The organism is Hoeflea ulvae, assembly GCF_026619435.1.
Taxonomy (GTDB): Bacteria; Pseudomonadota; Alphaproteobacteria; order Rhizobiales; family Rhizobiaceae; genus Hoeflea; species Hoeflea ulvae.
Genome location: NZ_JAOVZQ010000001.1, coordinates 276,121 through 300,629 on the forward strand (window position 1 = coordinate 276,121; position 24,509 = coordinate 300,629).

Consider the following 24,509-nt stretch of genomic DNA (forward strand, 5'->3'; position numbering starts at 1 on the left):
CCCGGGCACACTGTTTGTCACGAGGCTCCAATGAAGCGCGCGAGCTTGCCCAGGGTCTGCTGGCCCAGCTCGACTGCGCCAAAACCCTTGGCCTCCTGGAACTCGGCTGCGGTAGCGAACACCATGCCCAATGTGATTTTGGTGGCCCCGTCCTCCTCCTCGAAGGCGACCCAGGCATCGGCGTGTTTTGGCCCGTTCTCGCCCCAAAGCAGCGTGTAGCCGATCCTGTCTCCGGTCTTGACGTCGCCATAGAGGTGATGATTGGGGTAGACCGTGCCGTCCGGCCCGATCATGTCGAACACCCATTCGCCACCGGCGCGCAGGTCGATCCGCTTCGTCTTGCAGGAAAACCCGTCCGGGCCCCACCATTTGGGCAGCGATTCGGGATTGAGCCAGGCGCCCCAGACTACATCGCGCGGCGCCTTGATCACTCGGCTGAGCAGCATAGTCCGCTCGCTCACCGCGTCGAGATTATCGAGCCCGGCGCCGTATCCCTGGCGGTAGCCATATTCCATGTCTTCCGACAGCGATGACAGCTGCACGGTCACGACCATCCGGCTGCCTTCGCCCTGGCTGGAGAAATTTGCCGTCACCAGCGACGCCGACTGGGTGATCCCTTCTGACGAGATCACCTCGTAATTGACGCTGCACAGGGCGGGCTGCAGTTCCAGCCAGCCAGCCTCGCAGCGGGTGTCGGGATGGCCGTCCACCTTGCACAGCGAGATCTCGCGTCCGCCGACACGGGTATCGGCCTCGAGAAATTCCACGGTGACCGTGGGCGAAGGCGGAGCCCAGAGCGCCCGGGCGGCCGGCGCGGTCCAGGCTTCCCACAGGGTTTCGACCGGCGCGGCGAACTGCCGCTCGAAGGTCAGCATGGCAAAACGTCCGCCCATCACGCGAGTCCTTTCGCATAGGTTTCAAGCTGCGTCACCACCGTGCCCCAGCCGTCGAAAAAGCCCATCTTCTCATGCTTCGCCCTGGTATCGGGGTTCCTGTGCCGGGCAATCGCGGTGTAGCTGGTGCCGCCGTCCGGGGTATCGGACAGAAGCAGGATCGCGGTCATGAAAGGCTCGGACGCCGGCTTCCAGCCTTCGCTGTAGGCGTCGGTGAACACCAGCCTTTCCTGTGGCACCACCTCGAGATAGACGCCGGAATTTTCCATGATGTTTCCCTCGACATCGAAGGTGGTGTTGAACCGCCCGCCAACCCGCAGATCGATCTCCACCGCCGTCACCTTGTGGGGGGCGGGGACGAAGAAATGCGGGATGTGCTCAGGCATGGTCCAGCATTCCCATACCAGATGCCGCGGCACCGCCAGCGTGCGGGTAAAGTTCAGATCCGTGGCCGGATCCAGCTCCAGGTTCAGTGTCATTTCTTTCGCTCCTCCATCACCATTTTCACATAGTCGTCCAACCGGTCGAGCCGGGATTCCCAGATTTGCTTCTGCTCATCGAGCCATGTCCGCATCGGCGTCAGCGCCTCGGGCACGATGGCGCAGGTGCGCACTCTCCCGTCCTTCGAGGTCGCGATCAGGCCTGCGTCTTCGAGCACCGAAAGATGCCGCATCACCGTGGGCAGACGCAGTCCGGTGGGCTCGGCCAGCTCGCTCACCGGCGCGGCCCCCTTGGCCAGACGCGTCAGCATTGCCCGCCGGGTCGGATCCGCCAGCGCGTGAAAGAGGTTCGAGAGTTCGGTGTTATGCTTAGCCATACAGCTAAGTATCCCGGCCGCGAGCCGTCGTCAAGAGACAGTTAGCAGATTGGCTAGGTATTTTGCATCAACCCGGCCGTCGCCCGATATCCGGCGATCTCACATCAGGCTGCGAATGCAGCATGGGGGGCAGATCCCGTTTCGGCCCGGCTACCAGACCGACTTGCCGTTGACGATATTTTCCAGATCCATCCGCAACCCGTCTTCAATTGCGCTGGAGCCGCTTGCCAGAGGCCGGTCCGCCCCGAAACTGGTGCGATAGGTTCCGGGCGAGACACCCAGCCTGCGGGCAAACACCCGGCGCAGGGTTGCCGTGGTGCCGAATCCGGCATTGATCGCAACGGCCTGTATCGACTGGTCCGACCCTTCGAGCAGCCTGCGCGCCATGCTCAGGCGAACATCCTCGATATAGTGCGAGATCGTGTTCCTGGTGATTTCCGTGAAGCGCCGGCCCAGCGACCGCTTGCTCATCGCCGCCTGGGCGGCGAGCACGTCAAGCGACAGATCCGCTGCCGGGTTTTCCCAGATATGCAACTGGACCCGGCGGATGCGGGGGTCTTCCGTCGCCTCGGCCATCAATTGCGAGCTGAACTGGGATTGCCCGCTCTGGCGCCGCAGGACCATCACCATGAAGCGCGCAATGTCGAGCGCGAGCTGCCGGCCATGATCCTTCTCGATCAGGGCAAGCGCCATGTCGATGCCGGCCAGCATTCCTGCCGAGGTCCAGAACTTTCCGGACTGGACAAAGATCGCGTCCCGGTCGACCTCGGTGGGCACATCCGGATCCGCATCCATGCGCATGGCCTCGAGCCAGTGCGTTGCAATGCGGTGCCCTTCCGCCACTCCCGACGCCAGCAGCACCGCCGAGCCCGTGCACACGGATCCCATGTTCACGCAACGCGGCTCCAGCTTCCTAACCCAGGACAAGAGCGTCTCGTCCTGTGCCGCGGCAAAACAGCCCGGTCCGCCTGCGATGAGGAGCAGATCCATCCGGCCAGGAAGATCGGTGCAGCCGCATGTGGGGTCGAGCTTCAAAAAACCGCCGGCCACAGGCACCGAAGCTCCGTCGACAGAGGCGGTGACCGGATCGTAAAGCCGCCGGCCGGTGAGGAAATTCGCCAGCCCGAAGGGCTCGAGCGGGCCGCAGACGTCCGATGATGCAACCTGCGGATAGATCAACATGACGACCCGGCGCGGCACAGCGCTGATACGCTCAATATTCATCAGATGATTCCATCACAAACCCGCCGGTTGAGGCTCCCTCAACGCACAATCTGGTCGAAAAAACAGGCCGCAAGCGCATTGAAGGAACATGTGACGCCAAGAATAGCACATCTGCCGCCAAAAGTGTCCCGCCCGGCTTCGGCAACCGGGCGTACTGGGCTAGCATCCCCAAAAATCAATGACAACTTCTAGTGGTCAGTCAACAGAGGGAGAGATCATGCCATGCTGAATTATCTTTTGAGAAAAATGCGGCTGTCAGTCGAAGCCGGGCATGAGGCCTGCGGGACGATGTCGCGCCGCAGCTTTCTGGCCGGCGCCGGCACCGTCATCGGCACGGCCTGCATCTCCTCCAGCCTCGGCGTTGCCGACGCGTCGGCGGCCCCTCTTCCCGCCGCTTCGCCGGTTGACGAAGACAACGATCTCATTGAACTGGCGCAGTCCCGCCGCCGGGAAGACGAGCGCAGACGGGATGACCGCGGAGGACGCCGGCGTGACGACCGCGGCCGGCGCCGGGATGACCGAGGCGGCCGCCGCCACAGCCGCAGGGATCTTGAACGCCAGTGCCGGCGCTCGAAGCGGTTCCGCCGCGAAAACCGCAGGCTCTGCAATCAGGTGACCGGAAGGACTTTTGGACGGCGGGGATCCTGTATCCAGATCGGACCCCTGCAGATTTGTGAATAGGCCTCGAATCCGGGTGTGATACGCCCGTGACAGACAGACTGCGCCCCGGGAGACGCCTCTTGGGGCGCAGTCGTGTAAAGGTTATCGATGCTGATGCGGGGACCATGAGTGCCCCGTCATCGCCGCCTGGAGAAAATTCCGAAGATCCCAGCGCAATCGCGGGTGTCTTCAGCCGCAGGCGAACCGCCGTGGCTATCCCGCATTGCCGAACGGTCCGGCATAGCCCTTTTCCATGACCTCGCGCTCATGGCCGAGCATCCAGTGCACCGTCGGAAAGGCGATCTCGTCCACCGGCAGCTTGTTCCAGTCGAACAGCTCGACCTCGAGGCTTTCCTCGCCGACACCGTAGAGCGCTTTGCCCGCGCCCGGATCGATGAGTTCGGCACGCCAGATCAGTTGCACCTGGCTCAGATGCGGAACGGAATAGATCGCCAGCAATTGGCCGAGTTCGAGATCGGCCAGCGCCTCTTCGCGGGCCTCGCGGCGGGCGCCGTCTTCCGGCTTTTCGTTGAGTTCCAGATAGCCGGCCGGCACGGTCCAGAAACCGCGGCGGGGTTCGATGGCGCGGCGGCACAAGAGCACCTTGCCCTCGTGCCGCACCACCGACCCGACAACGATGCGCGGATTCTGGTAATCGACGAAACCGCAGGTGCGGCAGACATCGCGGACATGGGTGTCGCCGGCGGGAACCAGGCGGTCGAATTGTTTCTCGGTGCTCATGAAGGCAAGGATAGGGCCCGCACCCGGCTATGGCGAGGGCGGCGGCACGCCGTGTCGCGAAAAAGCATCTCAGCCAGCCGGCGCCATCGCCTTTTCAATCGCCGGCAACAGCTTGTCGCGCAGGCTTTCGACGGTGAACGGGCCGATCTGCTTGAACAGGATCTCGCCATCGGGGGCGACCAGATAGGTTTCCGGGATACCGTAGACACCCCAGTCGATCGCCGATTTGCCGACCGGGTCGATGCCGACGGCGGAGAACGGATTGCCGAGCTCGCCCAGGAACCTCAGCGCATTGTCGTTCTTGTCCTTGTAATTGATGCCGACCAGCGTGATCCGCGGATCGCGCGACAAATCCAGGAGGATCGGATGCTCCTGGCGGCACGGCACGCACCACGACGCCCAGACATTGACCAGCGCCAGTTTACCTTCGATCGCCGCATCGGTCAGCGCCGGAACCGGCGCGCCATTGGCCGTCAGCCCTTCCAGCGGCGGCAGGCTCAGCGACGGCGCCTGCGAGCCGATCAGCACCGAGGGAATTTCGCTGGCGTCCTTGCCCGAGCCGAGCTGGTAGAGAAACACGCCGGCCAGCGCGATGAACAGGATCAGCGGCAAAAAGGCGATCAGCATCCGCCTGCGGCCGGGGGCGGCCGGAGACGCGTCCCGGGTCTCTTCGCTCATGATCCGGCTCCCCTGGCGGGCCCTGAGCGCCGCCGCACGCCTTGCGCCTCGAGCTCGGCCAGTTCCGCCCGGCGGGCGCGGCCGTCAAGCAGGATTCCGATCAGCAGTCCGGCCAGCGTCACCGCTGTCGACGCGTAGGAGACAAACACGAAGGCTTCATGGCTCATCATGGGCGCGCACCTCCGGCGCCGATTGCCTGCGCCGCCTGACGCCGCATGGCCTGCACCCGCCGCCTGAGAATTTCGTTGCGCATCGCCATCAGATGCAGTGTGAAGAAGATCAGCGTATAGGCAACAGCCATCACCAGCAGCGGATAGAGCATCGAGGGATGAATGGTCGGGCCGTCAAGCCGCATAACGCTGGCCGGCTGGTGCAGCGTGTTCCACCAGTCGACCGAAAACTTGATGATCGGGATATTGATGAAGCCGACCAGGGTCAGCACCGCGGCCGGACGGGCGGCGCGGGCCGGATCATCCATCGCCCTGTGCAGCGCCATCAGCCCCAGATACATCAAAAACAGCACGAAGACCGAGGTCAGCCGCGCGTCCCACACCCACCAGGTGCCCCACATCGGCCGGCCCCAGAGCGAACCGGTGAGCAGCGACAGGAAGGTAAACGCTGCACCGATCGGCAGCGCCGTCTTGGCCGCGACATCGGCCAGCGGATGGCGCCAGACCAGCGTGCCGATCGAGGCAATCGCCATCACCGAATAGCACATCATCGCCAGCCACGCCGCCGGCACATGGATGAACATGATCCTGACCGTGATGCCCTGCTGGTAATCCTCGGGGGCGGCAAAGGACATGTAGAGCCCGACCAGCAGCGACACGACCGCCGCTGTGGCCAGATAGGGCAGGATTCGCCCCGACAGGGCGAGAAACCGGGTCGGATTGGCGAGGCTGGTAAACCAGCCCTGGGATGCGGTGGTGTCACTCATGGCTTTTTTCTAATGCTTGCCGCGTCCGGTTTCAATGCGGCAAATCAATCCGCCGCTCCTTTGAGCGCCGCAGCCGCCGCAACCGGGCCCAGCGCGGCAAAAAACAGCGCAATCGCCGACAGGATCATGAAAGGCGGCAAAAACGGATCGGGATCGGTCACCGCCGCATAGGATGCGCTGACGCCGAAAATCAGGATCGGGATCGCCAGCGGCAGGATCAGGATCGAGACCAGCAACCCGCCGCGCGGCAGCACCACGGCGACAGCGGCGCCGACCGCGCCGATGAACGAGATCGCCGGCGTGCCGACCAGCAGCGTGAGCATCACCGCCCCGGTCGCCGTCGCGCTCATGTTCATCAGAAGACCCAGCAAGGGCGCGGCCAGCACCAGCGGCAGGCCGGTGGCGAGCCAGTGGGCCAGGCTTTTGACAAACACCGTCAGCACCAGCGAAAACCAGTCCTGCATCACCAGCATGTCGAGCGAGCCGTCCTCGCGGTCGGCCTGAAACAGACGGTCGAGGCCGAGCAGCGAGGCCAGCAGTGCGCCGATCCACAGGATCGCCGGGCCGATCCGCGCCAGCAGATTGAGATCCGGACCGATGCCGAAGGGAATGACCGCCACCACGGCGAGGAAGAACAGCACGCCCAGCATCGCCGCCCCGCCCGAGCGGGTGGCAATCGCCAGATCGCGTTTGAGCAGCGCCATCATGTCCACGACTCCCCGGAGCTTGAGGCCGCGCGGTGAACGCCGGAGAGTTCGAGCGACTGGATATTGTGGAGCCCCAGCGGCTGATGCGTAGCGGCAATCGCCAGCCCGCCCTTCTTCAGATGATCGCCAACCAGATCGGCAAACAGCTGGTCCGAGCGCTTGTCGAGCGCCGCCGTCGGCTCATCAAGCAGCCACAAGGGCCGCGCCGCCACCAGCAGCCGCGCCAGCGCAATGCGGCGCTGCTGGCCGGCGGAAAGATAGCCAAAGGGCAGATGCGCGACGCCGGTGAGGCCCACGGCATCGATCGCCGCATCCACCGACAGGCCCTCGCCGCTGTCGCTTGCGTGAAAGCTTTTCCAGAATGCCAGGTTCTCGGCCACCCGCAGCTCGCGCTTCATGGCGTTGCGATGGCCGAGATAATGGGCGAAATCTGGCACCGGCAGCACCGCGCCGTCATCGCCGGTGAGCAGGAAACGGCCCGAATCAGCCGCCAGCAGGCCGGCAAGCAGCCGCAGAAGCGTCGATTTTCCAGATCCGTTGGGTCCGGTGATGACCAGCGCCTGCCCGCGCGACAGCGAAAAGCCCACATCTTCGAACAGCACGCTGTCGCCGCGCCGTCCCTTGAGTTTCGTGGCTATCGCCTGCATCGGCCCCCGCATTCGGCCCGCTCGCGGAGCCCGGCTGTCCAGTTTCTTACCATCGCCCAGAAAACATTCGACAAAAAATATCGAAATGGGCCTTTGGTTGATCTGGCACGTTCTTACGAAATTATCTATAAGGCCCGCAACCACGCCAGCGGTCGGCGTGAATTCCACCTAGCGCCGAACATGACACCCCGCGAAGGCGTCACGGGCGGACAGCGGAAATGACCGTACCCGCACCCTTCTCCGCGCCGCCGGCGCGCGACAAGGTGTTTGCCTTCAAAATTCGGCTGAACTGACGAAAGCGAGTTGCCTGTGGCCAAATCACTCGACAGCTTCAACTGCCGTTCCGTCCTCAATGTCGAGGGCACCGACTATGTCTATTACAGCCTGATCGAGGCCGAGAAGAACGGCCTCACCGGGATCTCGAAACTTCCTTTTTCGATGAAGGTGATTCTCGAGAACCTGCTGCGCAACGAGGACGGCGGTACAGTCAAGAAGGCTGACATCCTTGCTGTTGCAGCCTGGCTGACCGACAAGGGCACCGCCGGAAGCGAAATCGCTTACCGTCCGGCCCGCGTGCTGATGCAGGACTTCACCGGCGTCCCCGCCGTGGTCGACCTGGCGGCCATGCGCGACGCCATGGTGTCGCTCGGCGGCGATCCGCAGAAGATCAACCCGCTGGTGCCCGTCGATCTGGTCATCGACCACTCGGTCATCGTCGATGAATTCGGCACGCCTCAGGCGCTGGGCCACAATGTCGAGCGCGAATATGAGCGCAACGGCGAGCGCTACCGCTTTCTCAAATGGGGCCAGCAGGCCTTCAAGAATTTCCGCGTCGTGCCCCCCGGCACCGGCATCTGCCACCAGGTCAATCTCGAATATCTGGGCCAGACCGTGTGGACCAAGGACGAAGACGGCGAAATCACCGCCTATCCCGACACCTGCGTCGGCACCGACAGCCACACCACCATGATCAATGGTCTGGGTGTGCTGGGCTGGGGCGTGGGCGGCATCGAGGCCGAAGCAGCCATGCTCGGCCAGCCGATTTCCATGCTGCTGCCGGAAGTCATCGGCTTCCGCCTCACCGGCGCGCTCAAGGAAGGCGTCACCGCCACCGACCTGGTGCTGACCGTGGTGCAGATGCTGCGCAAGAAGGGCGTTGTCTCGAAATTCGTCGAATTCTTCGGCCCCGGCCTTGATTCGATGTCGCTCGCCGACCGCGCCACCATCGGCAATATGGGTCCGGAATACGGCGCGACCTGCGGCTTCTTCCCGGTTGATGAGGAAACCATCAACTACCTGACCATTTCGGGCCGCGAAGAAAACCGCATCAAGCTGGTCGAAGCCTATTCCAAGGCGCAAGGCATGTGGCGCACGTCTGGCGCCGCCGATCCGGTCTTCACCGACACGCTGGATCTCGATCTCGGCTCCGTGGTGCCGTCGATGGCCGGTCCGAAGCGTCCCGAAGGCCGCATTCCGCTGGAAGGCATCGCCGCCGGCTTCGCCAAGTCGCTGGAAGACGAATACAAGAAGCCCGGTCAGCTCGAGAACCGCTACCAGGTCGAGGGCGAGGACTATGATCTGGGCCATGGCGACGTCGCCATTGCCGCGATCACGTCCTGCACCAACACCTCCAACCCGAGCGTGCTGATCGGCGCCGGCCTGCTGGCCCGCAACGCCCGCGCCAAGGGTCTGAAGACCAAGCCATGGGTGAAGACATCGCTGGCTCCCGGCAGCCAGGTGGTGGCCGAATATCTGGCCAAGTCCGGCCTGCAGGACGATCTCGATGCGCTCGGCTTCAACCTGGTCGGCTTTGGCTGCACCACCTGCATCGGCAATTCCGGCCCGCTGCCGGCGCCGGTGTCCAAGACCATCAACGACAAGGGTCTTATCGCCGCCGGCGTGTTGTCGGGCAACCGCAACTTCGAAGGCCGGATTTCGCCGGACGTGCAGGCCAACTACCTGGCTTCGCCGCCGCTGGTGGTGGCCTATGCGCTGGCAGGTTCGGTGCAGAAGGACCTCACCGTCGAGCCGATCGGCGATGACAAGGACGGCAACCCCGTGTTCCTGAAGGATATCTGGCCCTCCAGTCAGGAGATCCAGGAATTCATCATGAAATACGTCACCCGCGCACTCTACGCGGCCAAATATGCCGACGTGTTCAAGGGTGACGAGAACTGGCAGGCCGTGGAAGTTCCCTCCAGCCAGACCTATGCATGGGACGACAATTCGACCTATGTGCAGAACCCGCCCTATTTCGAGGGCATGGGCAAGACCGGTGGCGGCATTGCCGACATCAAGGGTGCGCGCGTGCTGGGTCTGTTCGGTGACAAGATCACCACCGACCACATCTCTCCGGCAGGCTCCATCAAGGCCCAGTCGCCCGCAGGCGCCTATCTGATGGATCATGGCGTCGGCGTGATGGACTTCAACCAGTACGGTACCCGTCGCGGCAATCACGAAGTGATGATGCGCGGCACCTTCGCCAATATCCGGTTGCGCAACCACATGCTCGGACCGAACGGCCGTGAAGGCGGATACACCTTCCACTACCCGTCCCGCGAAGAGGTCTCGATCTACGATGCGGCGATGCAGTACAAGGCCGAAGGCGTGCCGCTGGTGATTTTCGCCGGCGCCGAATACGGCAATGGCTCATCGCGTGACTGGGCCGCCAAGGGCACCAACCTGCTCGGCGTCCGCGCCGTCATCGCCCAGTCCTACGAGCGCATCCACCGCTCCAACCTGGTCGGCATGGGCGTGATCCCGTTTGTCTTCGAGGACGGCACATCCTGGGAAAGCCTCGGCCTGAAGGGCGACGAGACGGTGTCGATCGACGGACTGGCCAATGTCCAGCCCGGCGAGAAGAAGATCGCCAAGGTCACTTTCGCCGACGGCACGGTCAAGGATGTACCGCTGATCTGCCGCGTTGATACGCTCGACGAGCTCGGCTATCTCAAGAATGGCGGCATCCTGCAGACGGTTCTGCGCGACCTGGCCGCCTGACCAAATCCTGCTCGAGACACCTGACTTCAACCCGCCGGTCATCAGACCGGCGGGTTTTTTCATGCCCGCCCGGACCGGCCTGCGCGGCCTCCGCTCAGACGATGGGTTCCAGCGGGCCGATATGGAGCTGTCCCTCAAAGGCGATGGCGATGGAATCGAATCTCTTCGGATCCGGAAGCGGTTCCTCAAACCGGACCGGGCCATCAAAGATGGCCTTCTTGCAGGCACCGGGCAGCGTGGCTGTGAATTCCATCAACAAGGTCCGGCCGGTAAAACCGAACGGCCCCCTGTTGTGCAGATCGAACTGGTAATTGATGCACGGCGCAAACACATTTGCCACGACAATCAAGGTTTCAGGCCCCGGCGGCATGGCATTGACCCAGGCATTGAAGGAATTGATCCGCACGCCGGATGGCGGCAGGGCAGCGGCCTCCAGCGCGATCACGTCCCCCGGTTTCGGTATCGAAGTACCGCTCACGCCGACAATCTCGTCATTAACCACCGCATAGGCAACCAGGCTGGACTTTCCGTCGGTCAGGGGGATACGTTCGATCCGGAAAGTCAGCGCCTTGACCGCTTCCGTGCAGGGCCCGTCATGCCTGACAATGTCAAGGGTGACGCCTTCCGCTTCGGGAAAGGACACCGCGCCATCCGGAACCCCCAGCGTTGCACCGGCTGCCGAGTAGCAGCCATTGGGAACAACGACAATTGCTTCCATCGTGTAGGTTTTCAAACTCGGATCGATCACCAGTCGAACAATAGGTTTGAACATCGTCATGATCTACTCCTCCCGCAAAAAGACAATATGGAACAATACACCATTTCAGCGGCCACTCCAAACAATGATACTTCAACTATTGTGAGTAATGCTTGATTCCTGCAGCAACCGGAACCGGCTCTCGCCGCGCGCGTTGATGAAATGGAGCCGTTCCGCCTCTCACCGCAACGTGATTTGGCCGTGTCCGGGACTCCGCGCTACATTTCCTCACCATACGGAGTATCCTCCGACAAAAAACGGACCCAATCGCATGACCGCCCGCTCCTGTTTCCTTGCATTTGCCCTGCCGCTCCTGACGGTGGCCACCAGCCTTTCCGCCCCGTCGATGGCACGGGCCGGCGAATTCAAGGGTGTGGTGGAACTGTTCACCAGCCAGGGCTGTTCTTCCTGCCCGCCGGCGGACGCGGAACTGGCGCGACTGGTCAAGGAAGGCGACGTGCTGGCGCTGAGCTACCATGTCGACTACTGGAATTATCTCGGCTGGGCCGACACGCTGTCGAGCGCCGCCAATACCGAGCGCCAATATGGCTATGCCCGCACGCTCAGGCGCAACAATGTCTACACGCCGCAAATGGTCATCAATGGCCAGAAACACACCAATGGCGCCGACCGCCAGGAAGTCGACAGGATCATCAAGACCCTGTCCGACGAAGGCGCGGGGCTGACGGTGGACGTGGCGGCGAAGATCGACGGCATCGGACTGAAGATTTCGGTGGGCGCGGGCGAGGGCAAGGCCAATATCGTGGCGGTCTATTTCGACGAGACCACCGAAGTGGACATCCAGCGCGGCGAGAACAGCGGCCGCGCCATCACCTATCACCACAGCGTGCGCGAGATGGAGACCATCGGCATGTGGGACGGCGAGGCCATGAGCCTGATGCTGCCCGCCTCGGTGATGTCGGCCCATCCCGGGCGCGGCTGCGCCATCCTGCTGCAGGTGGTCGGCAAGGACGGCGCGCCCGGACGCATTCTCGGCGCAAGCGTGATCGAGCCCGGCAGCTCGACCTGACCCCAGCCTGGCAGGCTCCGGAAACAAAAAAGGACCGGCATCATGCCGGTCCAAGTTTATGGGGGGCTGCCTCACGCTCCAGTCGCGGGAACGGGCTGAGGCTGCGCGGCGCATCCGTTTTCCGGTCACCAGGACAGGAATATGTCAGCACGCACGGACGATCCGTTCCGGGAACCCCGAGGGGCTGGGGGCTGAAAAACGAGATCCCCGGTTCGAACCTTCTGAGGCAACGCGACAACAATTGCCGCCAAATCGGGCGTGGATTTGGCTGAAATGCGGCCCAATTATGCCAATCTCCCGTTTCGTGGCTGCGCCCGGTCAACAAAGACAACGCCGCGACTTGTTTCGTGATGGTGCAACGCGGGATTGTTTCCGGGCCTTCCGGATTGTGAAAAGAATGTCGCATCCCTTGAAATTGAGACCGTGTCAGGCACACTGAACCGATGACAATGATTTGCAGTCCACATAATGGCTGACGGGGCGGAGTATTCGACAAGCCGCAATGCGGGCGGCGCCGCCGCGACAGTCGATCTGGCCGAACACCGCCGCCGCAACACGCCCGAGCCGGTGACCTTCCAGCGCCGCGAACTGGACCGCATCCTGCAGGTCTATGGCCGCATGGTGGCCGAGGGCCACTGGCGCGACTACGCCATTGACCATCTGCGCGACCGGGCGATCTTCTCGGCTTTCCGCCGCAGCAGCGAAGTGCCGCTCTACCGCATCGAGAAAGATCCCTCCCGCGCCCGCAAGCAGGGCGCTTTCGCCATCATTTCCGCCGCCGGCATGGTGCTCAAGCGCGGCCATGAGCTCGAAACCGTGCTGCGCTATTTCGACAAGGCGCCGCGCGTGGTGCGCTGACAGGCTTAAATCCACGAACAATCTGCTTTGTCGAATTTCGTCGTATGCCTGTTGCTCATCTGAAAAAGTAACTGTCCCCGAATTTTGTCCGTTTTTCACCCGGTAAACAGCGTGCCCGGATAGATCTCGGGGTCCGGATCGGTAGCCTTGCCCTCGCCCAGCGGCCTTTGCATGAACACCGTATCGAGCCATTTGCCGTGCTTGTGGCCCGAGCCGGTGATCATGCCGGAGCTCACAAAACCCGCCTTCTGGTGCACCGCGATCGAGGCCGGATGGGCACCGCCGATCACCGCGATCATCTGCCGGAATCCGAGGCTCTCGCATCGGGAGATCAAGGCCTGCAGCAACGCCAGCCCAGCACCCCGGCCGCGGGCTTCGGGCGCCAGATAGATCGAATCCTCGACCAGCCAGCGATAGGCCGGGCGGGTGCGGAACGCCGAGGCATAGGCATAGCCCAGAACTGCGCCCTCAGCGTCCGTGGCGATCAGATAGGGATAGCCGCTACCCGTGATGGCTGCCATCCGGCGCTCCATCTCGGCCGCGTCCGGCGCCACAAGCTCGTAGCTCGCGACGCCATTGACAACGCTGTCTGTGTAGATGCGGGTGATGTCCGTGAGATCGGCAGGCGTTGCATCGCGAATGATCATGGAAGGCTGGTCCGGTGGGTCAGGCCTCCGGTGTATCGCCGCTGCGCCACGCGGCCAACAAAAAAGGCGACCCGAGGGCCGCCTTTTTCTTGATCAGTGTCGTGCCGACTACTCGCGGTTGCCGAGGAAGTGCAGCAGGAACATGAACAGGTTGATGAAGTCGAGATACAGACGCAGCGCGCCCATGATGGCCTTGCGGCCAGCCGTGGCGTCGGTGTCGCCTTCATAATACATCGACTTGATCTGCTGCGTGTCATAGGCGGTCAGGCCTGCGAAGATCAGCACGCCGATCGCCGAGATGGCGAACTGCAGAGCGCTCGACTGCAGGAAGATGTTGACCACCATGGCGATGATCAGGCCGAACAGGCCCATCATCAGGAACGAGCCCATCGCCGACAGGTCCTTCTTGGTCGTGTAACCGTAGAGCGACAGGGCGCCGAACGAGGCAGCGGTCACGAAGAAGGTCTGCGTGATCGAGGCGCCGGTATAGACCAGGAAGATCGACGACAGCGAAACGCCCATCAGCGCGGCGAACACCCAGAAGGTGGTCTGCGCGGCAGAAACGCTCATCTTTTCGATGCGGGCGCTCAGGAAGAACACCATGGCGAGCGGCGCCAGCATCACCACCCATTTGAGCGGCGAACCGTAAAGCGCTGTGCCCAGGCCGGTCAGCATCTTGCCATTGCCGAGCGTTGCGACGGCAGCGGCCGGATCATTTGTGGTTGCGAACAATGCGATGGCGTAGGCGGCAACACCTGTGATGCCCAGGCCCAGTGCCATCAGATTGTAGACGCGCAGCATGTAGGCGCGAAGGCCTTCATCTATGTCGGCGCCTGCATAGGTGCCGTTGACTGCGCGGACATTCGAATTGCGAAGGTCAGCCATGTTTTCCTCTTTATAAGCCCCGATATTGATTACGGTGTCGGGTTCAAGATCCCAGGCGCCGCTGTGGGGCTCCAGCATGCCTGCCCTCCAATATGAGCATGATCAGCGCCCACGACAAGGCCCCTTGTGCTGCAAGTTGCGCCGAAACCTATGTGTTTGCTTAATAAATGCGCCGGATCGACCTCAAAGTTCCCGCAAAACCGGTGCGGCCTTTTGTCCGAGCACCCGCCAGGTGCCCAGCAATCCGATGCCCACAGTCAGGATCAGGGCCCCGACAAGTGTCGCCAGCGCGATGTCGGGCATGAATGTCGAGGGCAGGGTCATGATCTGGCTGACCACGAACCAGGCCGCGACAGCGCCGAAGCCGAGCGCGAAAATCGCCGTCGCCAGTCCCAGCAGGCCATATTCATAGACATAGGCGCGGATCAGCGTCGCCCGCGTCGCTCCCAGCGTCTTGAGCACCACGGCGTCATGAATGCGCGAGCGGTTGCCGGCAGCCAGCGCCCCGGCCAGCACCAGAACCGAGGCCACAAGCGCCACCAGTGCTGCGGCACGGATGGCGATGCCGATCTGGCCGACCAGCTGGTTGGCCAGCTCCAGCGCATCCTTGACCCTGACACTGGTGATCGTCGGATAGGCCTGGGTGACATTGCGCAGGATCTCGCCCTCGAGCGCCGCGTCGGCGTCCGGATCGGACAGGGTCGCCATCCAGGAATGCGGCGCCCCGGCGAAGGTGTTGGGCGAGAATACCATGACGAAATTGATCGACAGTGATTCCCATTCCACCTCGCGCAGATTGGCGATTTTCGCCGTGATCGAGCGTCCGAGCACCGAGACGGTGATGCTGTCGCCGACATCGAGGCCGATTTCGCGGGCTTCCTCGGCGGAAAACGACACCAGCGGTTCGCCTTCATAATCCGGCGCCCACCAACTACCTGCGTCGAGTTTCGAATTTTCCGGAAGATTCTTGGCATAGGTGACGCCGCGATCGCCGCGCAGCACCCAGCGCGCCTCGGCCGGCACATTCTGCTCATTGACCTCTTCGCCCTTGAGCTGGGTGATCCGGCCGCGCAGCATCGGCACCTTGATGATCTTGCCGCCCGGCGCCAGATCGGTGACGACCTTCTCGAACCCGTCGATCTCGTTCGACTGGATGTCGACAAAGAAGAAATTCGGCGCCCGCTCCGGCAGGTTGCCCGAGAGTTCACGGCGAAGATTGGTGTCGATCAGCGCCAGCGTCACCAGCAGCGCCAGGCCCAGCCCGAGCGAGAGCACCACCGAAGGGGTCAGCGCGCCGGGGCGGTGGATATTGCCGATCGCCAACCGCAAGGGCGTCGAGCGCACCGTCGGCCAGCGCCCGGCGATCGCCTGCACGCCGTAGCCCACCAGCCGCAGCACCACGAAGGCGGCGATCACGGCGGCGACAAAGACCATGGCGATGCGGCGGTCATCGGCAAACCAGATCGCGGCCGCACCCAGCGCCGCCAGCGTGACGCCCGCGGTCAGCAGATAGGGCCAGCGCGGCAGGCCGCCGGTTTCCAGCCCCTGCTGGCGAAACAGGGCCGTGGCCGGCACTTCACCGGCGCGGCCGAGCGGCAGCACCGCAAAGGCGAACGCCGTCACCAGTCCGAATCCGGCGGCAATGGCCAGCGACACCGGATAGACCGAGGCTTCCACCGCAATCGGGATCACGCCCGCCAGTGCGCCGGCGGCAACAAACGGGGTCGCGACACCGAACAGCAGCCCCAGAAACACCCCGAAACCGGCGATCAGCATCACCTGGATGAGATAGATCGCCACCACCAGCCGCGCCGGGGCGCCGACGCATTTGAGCGTGGCGATGACGCCGCGCTTGCCGTCGAGCCAGGCGCGCACCGAATTGGCAATGCCGACGCCGCCGACGATCAGCGCGGTCAGCCCGACCAGAGTGAGGAATTGCGAAAACCGCTCGATATTGCGGGTCAGCGACGGGGCCGCGTTCTGGCTGGTTCGGATCTGCCATCCGGCATCGGGAAAGCGTTGCGTGGCCTCTTCGCGCAGGTCCGAAAGTTCCGCGGCTGAGGCCTGGCCGTCAAGCCGCACCCGGTAGCTGAACTCGACCAGGCTTCCAGGCCGCACAAGGCCTGCCTGTTCCAGCGCGTCGCGCGACATCATCAGCCGCGGCGCAAAACCGAATCCCTCCGACAAGGCATCAGGTTCCGTGGCGATGACGCTGCGGATCTGCAGGCTGGCCTGGCCGACGAGCACCGTGTCGCCGACGTCGAGGCCGAGGCGATCGAGCAGGATCTGTGCGACCGCCGCGCCATAGACGCCATCCTCGGCACCAAAGGCGGCCTCGATCGGCATGGCCGGCACGGTCTCGAAGGCGCCATAGAGCGGGTAGGCCTCGTCGACCGCGCGCAGTTCGACCAGCGACTGGTCGGAGCCGTCGGTCTTGCGCGCCATGGTGCGCATGTTGACGCCGTCCGATACCGTGCCGAGCCCGTTGATATAGTCCCGTTCCGCGTCACCGATGTCGCGATTGTCGATTTCGAAGCGGATGTCGCCTCCCAGAATGGTCTTGCCTTCCGACGCGATCGAGCCGGTCATCATCTGCGACACCGAATTGACCCCGGCAATCGCCCCGGTGCCCAGCGCCACGCAGGCGAGAAAGATGTAGAAACCGGACAGGCCGCCGCGCAATTCGCGCAGCGCCAGACGGGCGGCAAGCCCCAGCCGCAACCGGTTTGCCCCGGCTTGCGCGCCGGCGGGTGAAGCAGGCGCGGCCATCAGGCCACGACCTTGCTGGAGGCCGGGGCGGTGTCTGCGTCGACGATCCGGCCCGAACGCACCGCGATCTGCCGGTTGCAGCGTTCGGCCAGGGTCACGTCATGGGTCACCAGCAGCAGCGTCGCGCCGCGCTCGGACTGCTTGGCAAACAGAAGATCGGTGATCTGCCGTCCGGTCTCGCCATCGAGATTGCCGGTCGGCTCGTCGGCGACGATCAGCGCCGGATTGGGCGCCAGTGCCCGGGCGATTGCCACGCGCTGCTGTTCACCGCCGGAAAGCTGGCCGGGATAATGAGTGAGCCGGTCGCCGAGACCGACGGCGACCAGTTCTGCCCGGGCCCGGTCGAAGGCGTCTGACTTGCCGGCCAGCTCCAGCGGAACCGCGACATTTTCCAGCGCCGTCATGTTCGGAATGAGATGGAAAGACTGGAACACGATGCCGACCGAACGGCCGCGCACGGCTGCCACCGCATCCTCGCTCAGGCCATGCAGCGCATTGCCTGCGACATGGACCTCGCCGGTGTCGAGCCGTTCGAGCCCGGCCACCACCATCAAAAGCGTCGACTTGCCCGATCCGGACGGGCCGACGATGCCGACTGATTCGCCCGCGGCGATATCGATGTCGATGCCCTTGAGCACATGCACCGACGATGCGCCGCTGCCGAGCGTCAGATGGGCCTGCCTGAGTTTGACAATGGGTTCGGCAATGGATTGAGACACGGGATGAATATCCTATATGAAAGAAACAGGCGGGCGCGAGCCAGTTGATCACGAGCACTTAGGACCCTTGCCATGCGATTTAAAGGTTTGACCCATGCGATTGCCGGATTGGCGACCGCATTGTTTCTGGCGACGGGCGTGGTTTCCATGCCGGACCGGGCGCTGGCCGACGATCCGCTGAAACTGGTCGGCTTCGGCGACAGCCTGATGGCGGGCTACCAACTGCAGGGCGAGGAAGGCTTTCCGGCGCAATTGCAGGCGGCCCTGCAGCAGCGCGGCCATGATGTCGAAATCATCGATGCCGGCGTGTCCGGCGACACCACCTCAGGCGGCCTGGCGCGGCTCGACTGGTCGATTCCCGAGGGCGTGGACGGCGTCATTCTCGAACTCGGCGCCAATGATGCGCTGCGCGGCCTGCCGCCCGAAACCAGCCGCGAAAACCTCGAGGCGATGATCACCCGGCTCAAGCAACGCGGCATCGCGGTGATGCTGGCCGGCATGCTCGCGCCGCCCAATCTGGGCACCGAATACGAGGCGGCGTTCAATGCGATCTATCCCGAACTCGCCAGCAAGCACGATGTTTTGCTCTATCCTTTTTTCCTTGACGGCGTGACCGGCGATCCGGCCCTGCAACTGCCTGACGGCATGCATCCAAATGCCAATGGAATCAGCAAGATGGTGGAAAACATCCTGCCGGTGGCGGAACAGTTTCTGGCCGAGATCAAGGCGCCGTGAACGGGCTTTCTGGCCAAAACCCGAAATCTAGTGGCTTGCCCTGAGCGCCGTGTCATGATTCGCTGAGCCTATCCGACGATTCGGGGAAAACAGCGATGCCAAGGCTTTTTACCGCTCTCGAGATTCCGCGCGATGCAGCCCTGTCGCTGTCCCTGCTGCGCGGCGGCCTGCCCGGCGCCCGCTGGATGGATGTCGACAATTACCACATCACTTTGCGCTTTATCGGCGATGTCGACGGGCCGACGGCCGATGAGCTGATCAGCGCCTTCGACCGGATCGACCGGGACTCTTTCTCCCTGTCGCTGTCGGGCATGGGGTCCTTCGGCTCGAAGCGGCCGCATTCGATCTGGGCCGGCGTCTCTCCCTCGCAGGAGCTCAAGGCGCTGCAGGCCGAAATCGAGCGAATCTGCCAGCGCCACGGACTGCCGCCCGATCCGCGCCGCTTCGCCCCGCATGTCTCGCTTGCGCGGCTGCGCAATCCGCGGCTGGGCGATGTAGTCGAATATCTCGGTGCACGCGGCAATTTCCGCACCATGCCCTTTGATGTCGGGCGCTTCGTGGTGATGTCGTCGCGTGATTCGGTCGGCGGCGGTCCCTATATCATCGAGGAAGCCTATCCGCTGGGATGGCGCAGTTCCTTGCCGAGCCTGGAGACCAGCGCGCTGCAGCCCTCCAGCAACAGCTGATAGACATCCTCGAAACCGCTGGCGCCGCCATGATAGGGATCGGGTATATCGGCCCGGCCTGACAGCGTGTGCTCGAGAAACAGGGCAATCCTGTCTCGCCGCGCGGCAGGCGCGCGAGCCCGCAAACCGGCCTCATTGGAGCGATCCATCGCCAGGATCAGGTCGAAGCGGTCAAAATCCTCGGCCACCACGGTCCGCGCCCGCTGCGCGGAGATGTCGATGCCGTGGGCCGCAGCCGTGACGATTGAACGCGGATCGGGCGCGTCACCCTGGTGCCAATTGCCGGTTCCGGCCGAATCGATGCGCACATGCTCCGCAAGTCCCGCCTCCGTCAGCCCCTTGCGCAGGATGCCTTCGGCCAGGGGCGAGCGGCAGATATTGCCCATGCAGACGAAAAGAACCGAGATCGAGGCCTTTTTTCCGCCATCGGTTACGTTAGGTTGCATGATGAAATCGCCCTTTCAATTCCGGAGACCGCCATGAAGCGCCAGAAATTCGATAGCACAGCCATTTCCGAAAAGCTTGCCACGGTTTCCTCCTGGGAGATCGACGCCGGCGAAACCGCGCTGAGCAAGACCTTCAAATTCGTCGATTTCAGCGAGGCCTTCGGCTTCATGGCGCGCGCCGCGCTGGTGGCCGAGAAACTCGATCATCACCCCGAATGGAAGAATGTCTACCGCACTGTCGAGGTGCGGCTGACCACCCATGATGCCGGCGGCCTGACCGGGCTGGATTTCGAACTGGCCATCGCCATGGACCGCATTGTCGGCAGCTCCGGCCATTAGGCTGCCGGTCAGTTACTATTGAAGCAGGCCGGGCAGATCGCCATATAAAGCGGGATGGAACACGGAGGACACAGCATGACCACTCTGGAAGGCGAAATCCTCGAGCCGGGTCACAAGACCGGTGATACCGGCGCCGGTGCGGATGAAAACTCGGTCAAGGCCGGGTTCTGGCGCACCTTTCGCAAGGCTGCCGGACAGATCCCCTTTGCCGAAGATGTGGTGGCCTCCTATTATTGCGCGCTCGACCCGCAGACGCCGGGCAAGTCCAAGGCGGTTCTGATCGGCGCGCTGGCCTATTTCGTCATGCCGATGGATGCGATTCCCGATATTCTGGCCTTTGTCGGCTTTTCAGATGACATTGCGGTGCTGTCGCTTGCCATTGCCACCGTGCGCGCGAACCTGACCGAGGCGCACCGCATCGCGGCCCGCAAATCACTGAAGAACCTTGCGGCCGACAAGAAGCCTGACTGATCGGGACCTTTATACACTGACGGCGTGAGTCGGCGTGGCCCTCAATGCAGCGTCATGTCGCCATCATCCTGTTCAAGTGTCCGGCGCAGCCGCGAAAAGGCCAGACGGATGCGGGACTTGACCGTGCCCAGCGGCAGGCCGGTGTCATCGGCAATCTGGCTGTGCGATTTTCCCAGGAAAAACGCCTCGCGGACCAGGATCGCCTGTTCATCGGGCAGATCAAGCATCGCCTTGCGCACCCGCTCGTCGCGCTGCTCGGCGTCGAGCGCATCGTCGGCGGCCTCGGGTTGCGACGGCTGCAATGCCGGATCGTCCGGATCAAGCAGGCCGGACTTGTCCCGCCGCAGCGCATCGATGCGGCGATTGCGCGCCACCCGGAACAGCCAGGTGGCAAGCGAGGACTTGACCGGATCGAACAGCGCCGCCTTGTGCCACAGGACGATCATCACCTCCTGGGTGATTTCCTCGGCCTGCGAGGCTTCCATGCCGAGCCGGCGCAGATAGGCCTTCAGCCGCGGCGCAAAATAATCGAACAGTTCGGCAAAAGCCTTCTGGTCCCGCCTGACGGCGACCGCCTCTGCGAGGCCGGAAAACCGCTGTTTCAACTCGTCGGACATGTAAGCCTGCGGAACCCCTGTGCATGATGGCGATCACCTGCCATCCCCTTGCCACCATATCAACACGGTCACGGTATTTTACAAAGGTCAAAGTGTTGCCGGATTCAGGTTGTTACAAACGGTGAGCAAGGGACGCAACGGACCGCACCCGCACCCCATTTGCGAAAATGACGTGGGATATATTGACGGTTTGGTAACCAGGATTAAGTCAAAATGAACCAATCACCTCGCAACCAGCGGGAACTTTCAGGACCACGGGTCCGGAGAATTCGACCAAGAACCGGTAGGAAAGCTATGTTTGGGAAGACAATCGCAACCGCAGTGACGGCGCTATTCGTTTTGACCGCCGCCGCCGCCGCGCAATCACCCACCAGAATCAAGCAGTTTGATGCCTGGGGAGCCTATTCGTACGATTCGGCAGGCGGCAAGGTCTGCTATGTCCTGTCCTTGCCGATCAGCTCCGCGCCATCCAATGTCGACCATGGCGACATGTTCTTCCTGGTCTCGCAGCGGCCGGGCCAGAATGTCAGCTATGAGCCGCATGCTATGATGGGCTATCCGCTGCAGGAATCGTCGAAGGTCACCGTCAATGTCGATGGGCGCGACTTCACCCTGTTTACACGCGGCAATTCGGCATGGGTGGAAAACGCCGCCCAGGAACCACAGCTTGTGGCGGCGATGAAGGCGGGCACGGCCATGACGGTCAAGGCCGTGTCGCGGCGCGGCACCAACACCTCCTACAGCTATTCGCTCAAGGGCGTGACCGCTGCACTCGACCAGATCGCAAGCTGCAAGTAATTTCGCGCAGCCAGACGACGACATTCAGGAAGGCCGGGCAACCGGCCTTCTTGCATTGAGCCCCGACAGCAATGCGACGCGCCGCTCCGTGGCTCAGACCGGGTTGGCAGGCAGCGCCGCAGCCGCTTCCCAGCGGTTGAGATCCGGCCACATTGCCCGGAGCACATCGCCCTGCCCGGCAAAACCGTCTTCCAGAACCTCACAGCCATAGATCCGGTCGGTGCGAAAATGCCGGAATCCCGCGCGCAATTCGCACCAGCACGCCAGCATGACGCATTCCAGGTGATAGACCAGCGCCAGCGGCCGCACAGTACGCACCGTCTGGCAGCGCTGTTCGTCCTGATAGGTCAGTTCCAGCTTGCGTTCGTTGCGAATCGCATCGCGCAGCATCGACACCGACACGCATCCCTTGTCCGGGTCATCCGGCGGCGCGCCCCAGGGCGCCACCCGAAGCCAGTCGGCAGGACCATGCAGCGCATCGATCTTTTCATGGATCCGGCCGGCAGCACGCAACAGCGCGCTGTCGCCGGTGCGCGACAACAGCGCCAGCCCGACCCGCAGCGCCTCGACCTCCTCGAGATCGAAATTGAGCGGCGGCAGGTCATAGCCGCGGCGCATCACATAGCCGATGCCCGGCTCGCCCTCGATCGGCGTGCTCATCATCTGCAGCGCGGAAATGTCGCGATAGATGGTCCGCACCGAGACTTCCAGTTTCTGCGCCAGCGCCTCCGCCGTCATCGGACGGGTGGCCGAGCGCAGGATCTGGATGATTTCGAACAGGCGGTTTGAACGGTGCATCGCATATCCTCGCACAACACTGCTGACACTCTAGCACCTCCCACTGACAACAGGGTGTCAGGAGTGTCATGGCAAAAAAGTCCTGCATTCAACAGGACAAGACCCATGAGCTATTATGATCACGCAACGATGATGGCCGAAAGACTGGGCCCGTGGGCTGACACGGCGCGGCCGCAACCCACGGCCTTGCAGATCGAAATTCTCAGGCACCAGGAGATGGCGCGCCCGAGAACCCGCCACACGGCGCCAGGCGTGCTCGGGCGGCTGTGGCAGCAGTTGAAGCGGAGCAAGGCCCCCCGATCCCGGTGCTGTGAGCCGTTGTGATCGGCGCTGATGGTGACGAAGCCGGCAAAACCTGATAAAGCCCGGCTCTAATCCAACAAGAGCACCATCTTCCGATGCCAGCCACGATCGATCTGACAGACCCTTCCGCGCGTCCCGTGCGGCCCTCGACCCCGCCAACCGCCAGCCAGGCGATGGACGGCAAGCCGACGCTTGTCGGGATGAACCGCGAGGAGATGGTCGCCGCCATGGCCGATGCCGGCGTGCCCGAGAAGCAGCGCAAGATGCGGGTCAACCAGATCTGGCACTGGCTCTATGTGCGCGGCTCGTCGGATTTTGCCGACATGCACACGATCTCGCGGGACCTGCGCGAGCAGCTTGACGCCAGATTTACCATTGCACGGCCGGAAATCGTCGAAGAGCAGATTTCCAATGACGGCACCCGCAAATGGCTGATGCGGTTTCCGCCGCGCGGCGCCGGCCGTCCGGTCGAGGTCGAGACCGTCTATATTCCCGAGGAAGGCCGCGGCACGCTGTGCATTTCCAGCCAGGTCGGCTGCACGCTGACCTGCACCTTCTGCCACACCGGCACCCAGAAGCTGGTGCGCAACCTGACCGCCGAGGAGATCCTTGCGCAGTTGCTGGTGGCCCGTGACCGGCTCGGCGATTTTCCGCACCGGGACACGCCGCAGGGCGCCATCGTGCCGACCGAAGGCCGCAAGGTGACCAACATCGTGATGATGGGCATGGGCGAGCCGCTGTACAATTTCGACCACGTCAAGAAAGCGCTGCTGATCGCCGCCGATGGCGACGGGCTGGCGCTGTCGCGCCGCCGCATCACGCTGTCGACCTCGGGCGTTGTGCCCGGCATTGTCCGCACCGGCGAGGAAATCGGCGTCATGCTGGCGATTTCGCTGCACGCCGTGCGCGACGAATTGCGCGACGTGCTGGTGCCGATCAACAAGAAATACCCGCTGAAAGAACTGCTCGACGCCTGCCGGACCTATCCCGGCGTCTCCAATGCGCGCCGCATCACCTTCGAATATGTGATGCTCAAGGGGGTCAATGACTCTCTTGCCGACGCCAAGGAACTGGTCCGCCTGCTCAAGGGCATTCCGGCCAAGATCAACCTGATTCCGTTCAATCCCTGGCCCGGCTCCGATTATGAGTGCTCGGATTGGGACACGATCGAGACCTTCGCCGATTTCGTCAATGCCAATGGCTATGCCTCGCCGATCCGCCGCCCGCGCGGCCGTGACATCCTGGCCGCCTGCGGTCAGCTCAAGAGCGAATCCGAACGCATGCGCAAGACCGACCGGCTGGCGCTGGAAGCGGTGATGATCGCCGGCCACGGCGCCGACTGACGCA

Annotated in this window: 28 protein-coding genes; 10 read left to right on the forward strand and 18 right to left on the reverse strand. The window is 63.2% G+C overall.

All coding sequences use genetic code 11. The features are described from left to right. Window positions 1-17: 17 nt before the first annotated feature. The 4 genes from OEG82_RS01420 to OEG82_RS01435 form a co-directional block, all read right to left on the reverse strand. On the reverse strand, window positions 18-893 hold the full coding sequence (locus tag OEG82_RS01420) for an SRPBCC family protein (RefSeq protein WP_267610682.1): 876 nt from the start codon (window positions 891-893) through the stop codon (window positions 18-20). Further along, entirely contained in the window at window positions 893-1,372 is a 480-nt protein-coding gene (locus OEG82_RS01425; protein ID WP_267610683.1) for an SRPBCC family protein, read from the reverse strand. The genes OEG82_RS01420 and OEG82_RS01425 overlap by 1 nt, the downstream gene beginning before the upstream one ends. Beyond that, on the reverse strand, window positions 1,369-1,710 hold the full coding sequence (locus tag OEG82_RS01430) for an ArsR/SmtB family transcription factor (RefSeq protein WP_267610684.1): 342 nt from the start codon (window positions 1,708-1,710) through the stop codon (window positions 1,369-1,371). The genes OEG82_RS01425 and OEG82_RS01430 overlap by 4 nt, the downstream gene beginning before the upstream one ends. Window positions 1,711-1,860: 150 nt before the next feature. Next, a complete protein-coding gene (locus tag OEG82_RS01435) occupies window positions 1,861-2,934 on the reverse strand; it encodes a GlxA family transcriptional regulator (protein WP_267610685.1) in 1,074 nt (357 codons plus the stop codon). A gap of 222 nt (window positions 2,935-3,156) precedes the next feature. Here OEG82_RS01435 and OEG82_RS01440 point away from each other — a divergent pair, with 222 nt between their 5' ends. Beyond that, window positions 3,157-3,615 carry a hypothetical protein gene (locus OEG82_RS01440; protein WP_267610686.1) on the forward strand — a complete coding sequence of 153 codons (459 nt, stop codon included), beginning with the start codon at window positions 3,157-3,159 and terminating at the stop codon, window positions 3,613-3,615. Window positions 3,616-3,807: 192 nt separating this feature from the next. On the opposite strand, the gene OEG82_RS01445 is transcribed toward OEG82_RS01440, so the two are convergent. The 6 genes from OEG82_RS01445 to ccmA all read right to left on the reverse strand — a co-directional run bounded on the left by OEG82_RS01445 (window position 3,808) and on the right by ccmA (window position 7,304). Continuing rightward, complete coding sequence (locus OEG82_RS01445; RefSeq protein ID WP_267610687.1) at window positions 3,808-4,335, reverse strand: NUDIX hydrolase; 528 nt, start codon at window positions 4,333-4,335, stop codon at window positions 3,808-3,810. A gap of 69 nt (window positions 4,336-4,404) precedes the next feature. Next, a complete protein-coding gene (locus OEG82_RS01450) occupies window positions 4,405-5,013 on the reverse strand; it encodes a DsbE family thiol:disulfide interchange protein (protein ID WP_267610688.1) in 609 nt (202 codons plus the stop codon). After that, window positions 5,010-5,183, reverse strand: a complete 174-nt coding sequence (gene ccmD, locus OEG82_RS01455; protein ID WP_267610689.1) for a heme exporter protein CcmD — start codon at window positions 5,181-5,183, stop codon at window positions 5,010-5,012. The genes OEG82_RS01450 and ccmD overlap by 4 nt, the downstream gene beginning before the upstream one ends. Then, complete coding sequence (locus OEG82_RS01460) at window positions 5,180-5,950, reverse strand: heme ABC transporter permease (RefSeq protein WP_267610690.1); 771 nt, start codon at window positions 5,948-5,950, stop codon at window positions 5,180-5,182. The genes ccmD and OEG82_RS01460 overlap by 4 nt, the downstream gene beginning before the upstream one ends. Before the next feature lie 44 nt (window positions 5,951-5,994). Next, entirely contained in the window at window positions 5,995-6,657 is a 663-nt protein-coding gene (gene ccmB, locus OEG82_RS01465) for a heme exporter protein CcmB (RefSeq protein ID WP_267610691.1), read from the reverse strand. Beyond that, a complete protein-coding gene (gene ccmA / locus OEG82_RS01470; RefSeq protein ID WP_267610693.1) occupies window positions 6,654-7,304 on the reverse strand; it encodes a heme ABC exporter ATP-binding protein CcmA in 651 nt (216 codons plus the stop codon). The genes ccmB and ccmA overlap by 4 nt, the downstream gene beginning before the upstream one ends. Before the next feature lie 309 nt (window positions 7,305-7,613). Here ccmA and acnA point away from each other — a divergent pair, with 309 nt between their 5' ends. Continuing rightward, a complete protein-coding gene (acnA, locus tag OEG82_RS01475; protein WP_267610694.1) occupies window positions 7,614-10,304 on the forward strand; it encodes an aconitate hydratase AcnA in 2,691 nt (896 codons plus the stop codon). Between the two features lie 94 nt (window positions 10,305-10,398). Here acnA and OEG82_RS01480 read toward each other — a convergent pair whose 3' ends face one another. Further along, window positions 10,399-11,082: a hypothetical protein gene (locus OEG82_RS01480; RefSeq protein WP_267610695.1), complete on the reverse strand. Its 684-nt coding sequence runs from the start codon at window positions 11,080-11,082 to the stop codon at window positions 10,399-10,401. 250 nt (window positions 11,083-11,332) lie between these two features. On the opposite strand from OEG82_RS01480, the gene OEG82_RS01485 reads away from it, so the two are divergent. Both OEG82_RS01485 and OEG82_RS01490 read left to right on the forward strand, forming a co-directional pair. Further along, a complete protein-coding gene (locus tag OEG82_RS01485) occupies window positions 11,333-12,091 on the forward strand; it encodes a DUF1223 domain-containing protein (RefSeq protein WP_425497503.1) in 759 nt (252 codons plus the stop codon). 468 nt (window positions 12,092-12,559) lie between these two features. Beyond that, window positions 12,560-12,949: a DUF2794 domain-containing protein gene (locus OEG82_RS01490; RefSeq protein WP_267610696.1), complete on the forward strand. Its 390-nt coding sequence runs from the start codon at window positions 12,560-12,562 to the stop codon at window positions 12,947-12,949. A 95-nt stretch (window positions 12,950-13,044) separates the two neighbouring features. Here the strand turns inward: OEG82_RS01490 and OEG82_RS01495 are convergent, their stop codons facing one another. From OEG82_RS01495 to OEG82_RS01510, 4 genes are all read right to left on the reverse strand, one after another. Continuing rightward, window positions 13,045-13,596 (reverse strand): GNAT family N-acetyltransferase, encoded by a 552-nt coding sequence (locus tag OEG82_RS01495; protein ID WP_267610697.1) that lies wholly within the window; start codon window positions 13,594-13,596, stop codon window positions 13,045-13,047. A 108-nt stretch (window positions 13,597-13,704) separates the two neighbouring features. Next, the gene (locus OEG82_RS01500; RefSeq protein ID WP_267610698.1) at window positions 13,705-14,481 is read right to left on the reverse strand and encodes a Bax inhibitor-1/YccA family protein; all 777 of its coding nucleotides are present in this window, start codon (window positions 14,479-14,481) and stop codon (window positions 13,705-13,707) included. 183 nt (window positions 14,482-14,664) lie between these two features. Next, on the reverse strand, window positions 14,665-17,250 hold the full coding sequence (locus OEG82_RS01505; RefSeq protein ID WP_267610699.1) for an ABC transporter permease: 2,586 nt from the start codon (window positions 17,248-17,250) through the stop codon (window positions 14,665-14,667). Continuing rightward, entirely contained in the window at window positions 17,250-17,957 is a 708-nt protein-coding gene (locus OEG82_RS01510) for an ABC transporter ATP-binding protein (protein WP_267614815.1), read from the reverse strand. Before OEG82_RS01510 ends, OEG82_RS01505 begins: the two co-directional genes overlap by 1 nt. Window positions 17,958-18,041: 84 nt before the next feature. Between OEG82_RS01510 and OEG82_RS01515 the strand changes: the two genes are divergently transcribed. Next, window positions 18,042-18,704 carry an arylesterase gene (locus OEG82_RS01515; RefSeq protein ID WP_425497505.1) on the forward strand — a complete coding sequence of 221 codons (663 nt, stop codon included), beginning with the start codon at window positions 18,042-18,044 and terminating at the stop codon, window positions 18,702-18,704. Window positions 18,705-18,799: 95 nt separating this feature from the next. Next, window positions 18,800-19,390 (forward strand): RNA 2',3'-cyclic phosphodiesterase, encoded by a 591-nt coding sequence (thpR, locus tag OEG82_RS01520; protein WP_267610700.1) that lies wholly within the window; start codon window positions 18,800-18,802, stop codon window positions 19,388-19,390. Here the strand turns inward: thpR and OEG82_RS01525 are convergent. Next, window positions 19,318-19,836 (reverse strand): low molecular weight protein-tyrosine-phosphatase, encoded by a 519-nt coding sequence (locus tag OEG82_RS01525; RefSeq protein ID WP_267610701.1) that lies wholly within the window; start codon window positions 19,834-19,836, stop codon window positions 19,318-19,320. The genes thpR and OEG82_RS01525 overlap by 73 nt on opposite strands. Before the next feature lie 33 nt (window positions 19,837-19,869). On the opposite strand from OEG82_RS01525, the gene OEG82_RS01530 reads away from it, so the two are divergent. Both OEG82_RS01530 and OEG82_RS01535 read left to right on the forward strand, forming a co-directional pair. Then, complete coding sequence (locus tag OEG82_RS01530) at window positions 19,870-20,175, forward strand: 4a-hydroxytetrahydrobiopterin dehydratase (protein ID WP_267610702.1); 306 nt, start codon at window positions 19,870-19,872, stop codon at window positions 20,173-20,175. Window positions 20,176-20,250: 75 nt separating this feature from the next. Beyond that, window positions 20,251-20,646: a YkvA family protein gene (locus OEG82_RS01535; RefSeq protein WP_267610703.1), complete on the forward strand. Its 396-nt coding sequence runs from the start codon at window positions 20,251-20,253 to the stop codon at window positions 20,644-20,646. A 41-nt stretch (window positions 20,647-20,687) separates the two neighbouring features. On the opposite strand, the gene OEG82_RS01540 is transcribed toward OEG82_RS01535, so the two are convergent. Next, window positions 20,688-21,263, reverse strand: coding sequence for a sigma-70 family RNA polymerase sigma factor (locus tag OEG82_RS01540; RefSeq protein ID WP_267610704.1), 576 nt, complete (start codon window positions 21,261-21,263; stop codon window positions 20,688-20,690). Window positions 21,264-21,557: 294 nt separating this feature from the next. Between OEG82_RS01540 and OEG82_RS01545 the strand changes: the two genes are divergently transcribed. Beyond that, entirely contained in the window at window positions 21,558-22,061 is a 504-nt protein-coding gene (locus OEG82_RS01545) for an invasion associated locus B family protein (RefSeq protein WP_267610705.1), read from the forward strand. Window positions 22,062-22,154: 93 nt separating this feature from the next. Here the strand turns inward: OEG82_RS01545 and OEG82_RS01550 are convergent, their stop codons facing one another. Then, window positions 22,155-22,859 (reverse strand): helix-turn-helix transcriptional regulator, encoded by a 705-nt coding sequence (locus tag OEG82_RS01550; protein ID WP_267610706.1) that lies wholly within the window; start codon window positions 22,857-22,859, stop codon window positions 22,155-22,157. Between the two features lie 398 nt (window positions 22,860-23,257). Between OEG82_RS01550 and rlmN the strand changes: the two genes are divergently transcribed. Then, on the forward strand, window positions 23,258-24,505 hold the full coding sequence (gene rlmN, locus OEG82_RS01555) for a dual-specificity RNA methyltransferase RlmN (protein ID WP_425497506.1): 1,248 nt from the start codon (window positions 23,258-23,260) through the stop codon (window positions 24,503-24,505). Window positions 24,506-24,509 lie beyond the last annotated feature (4 nt).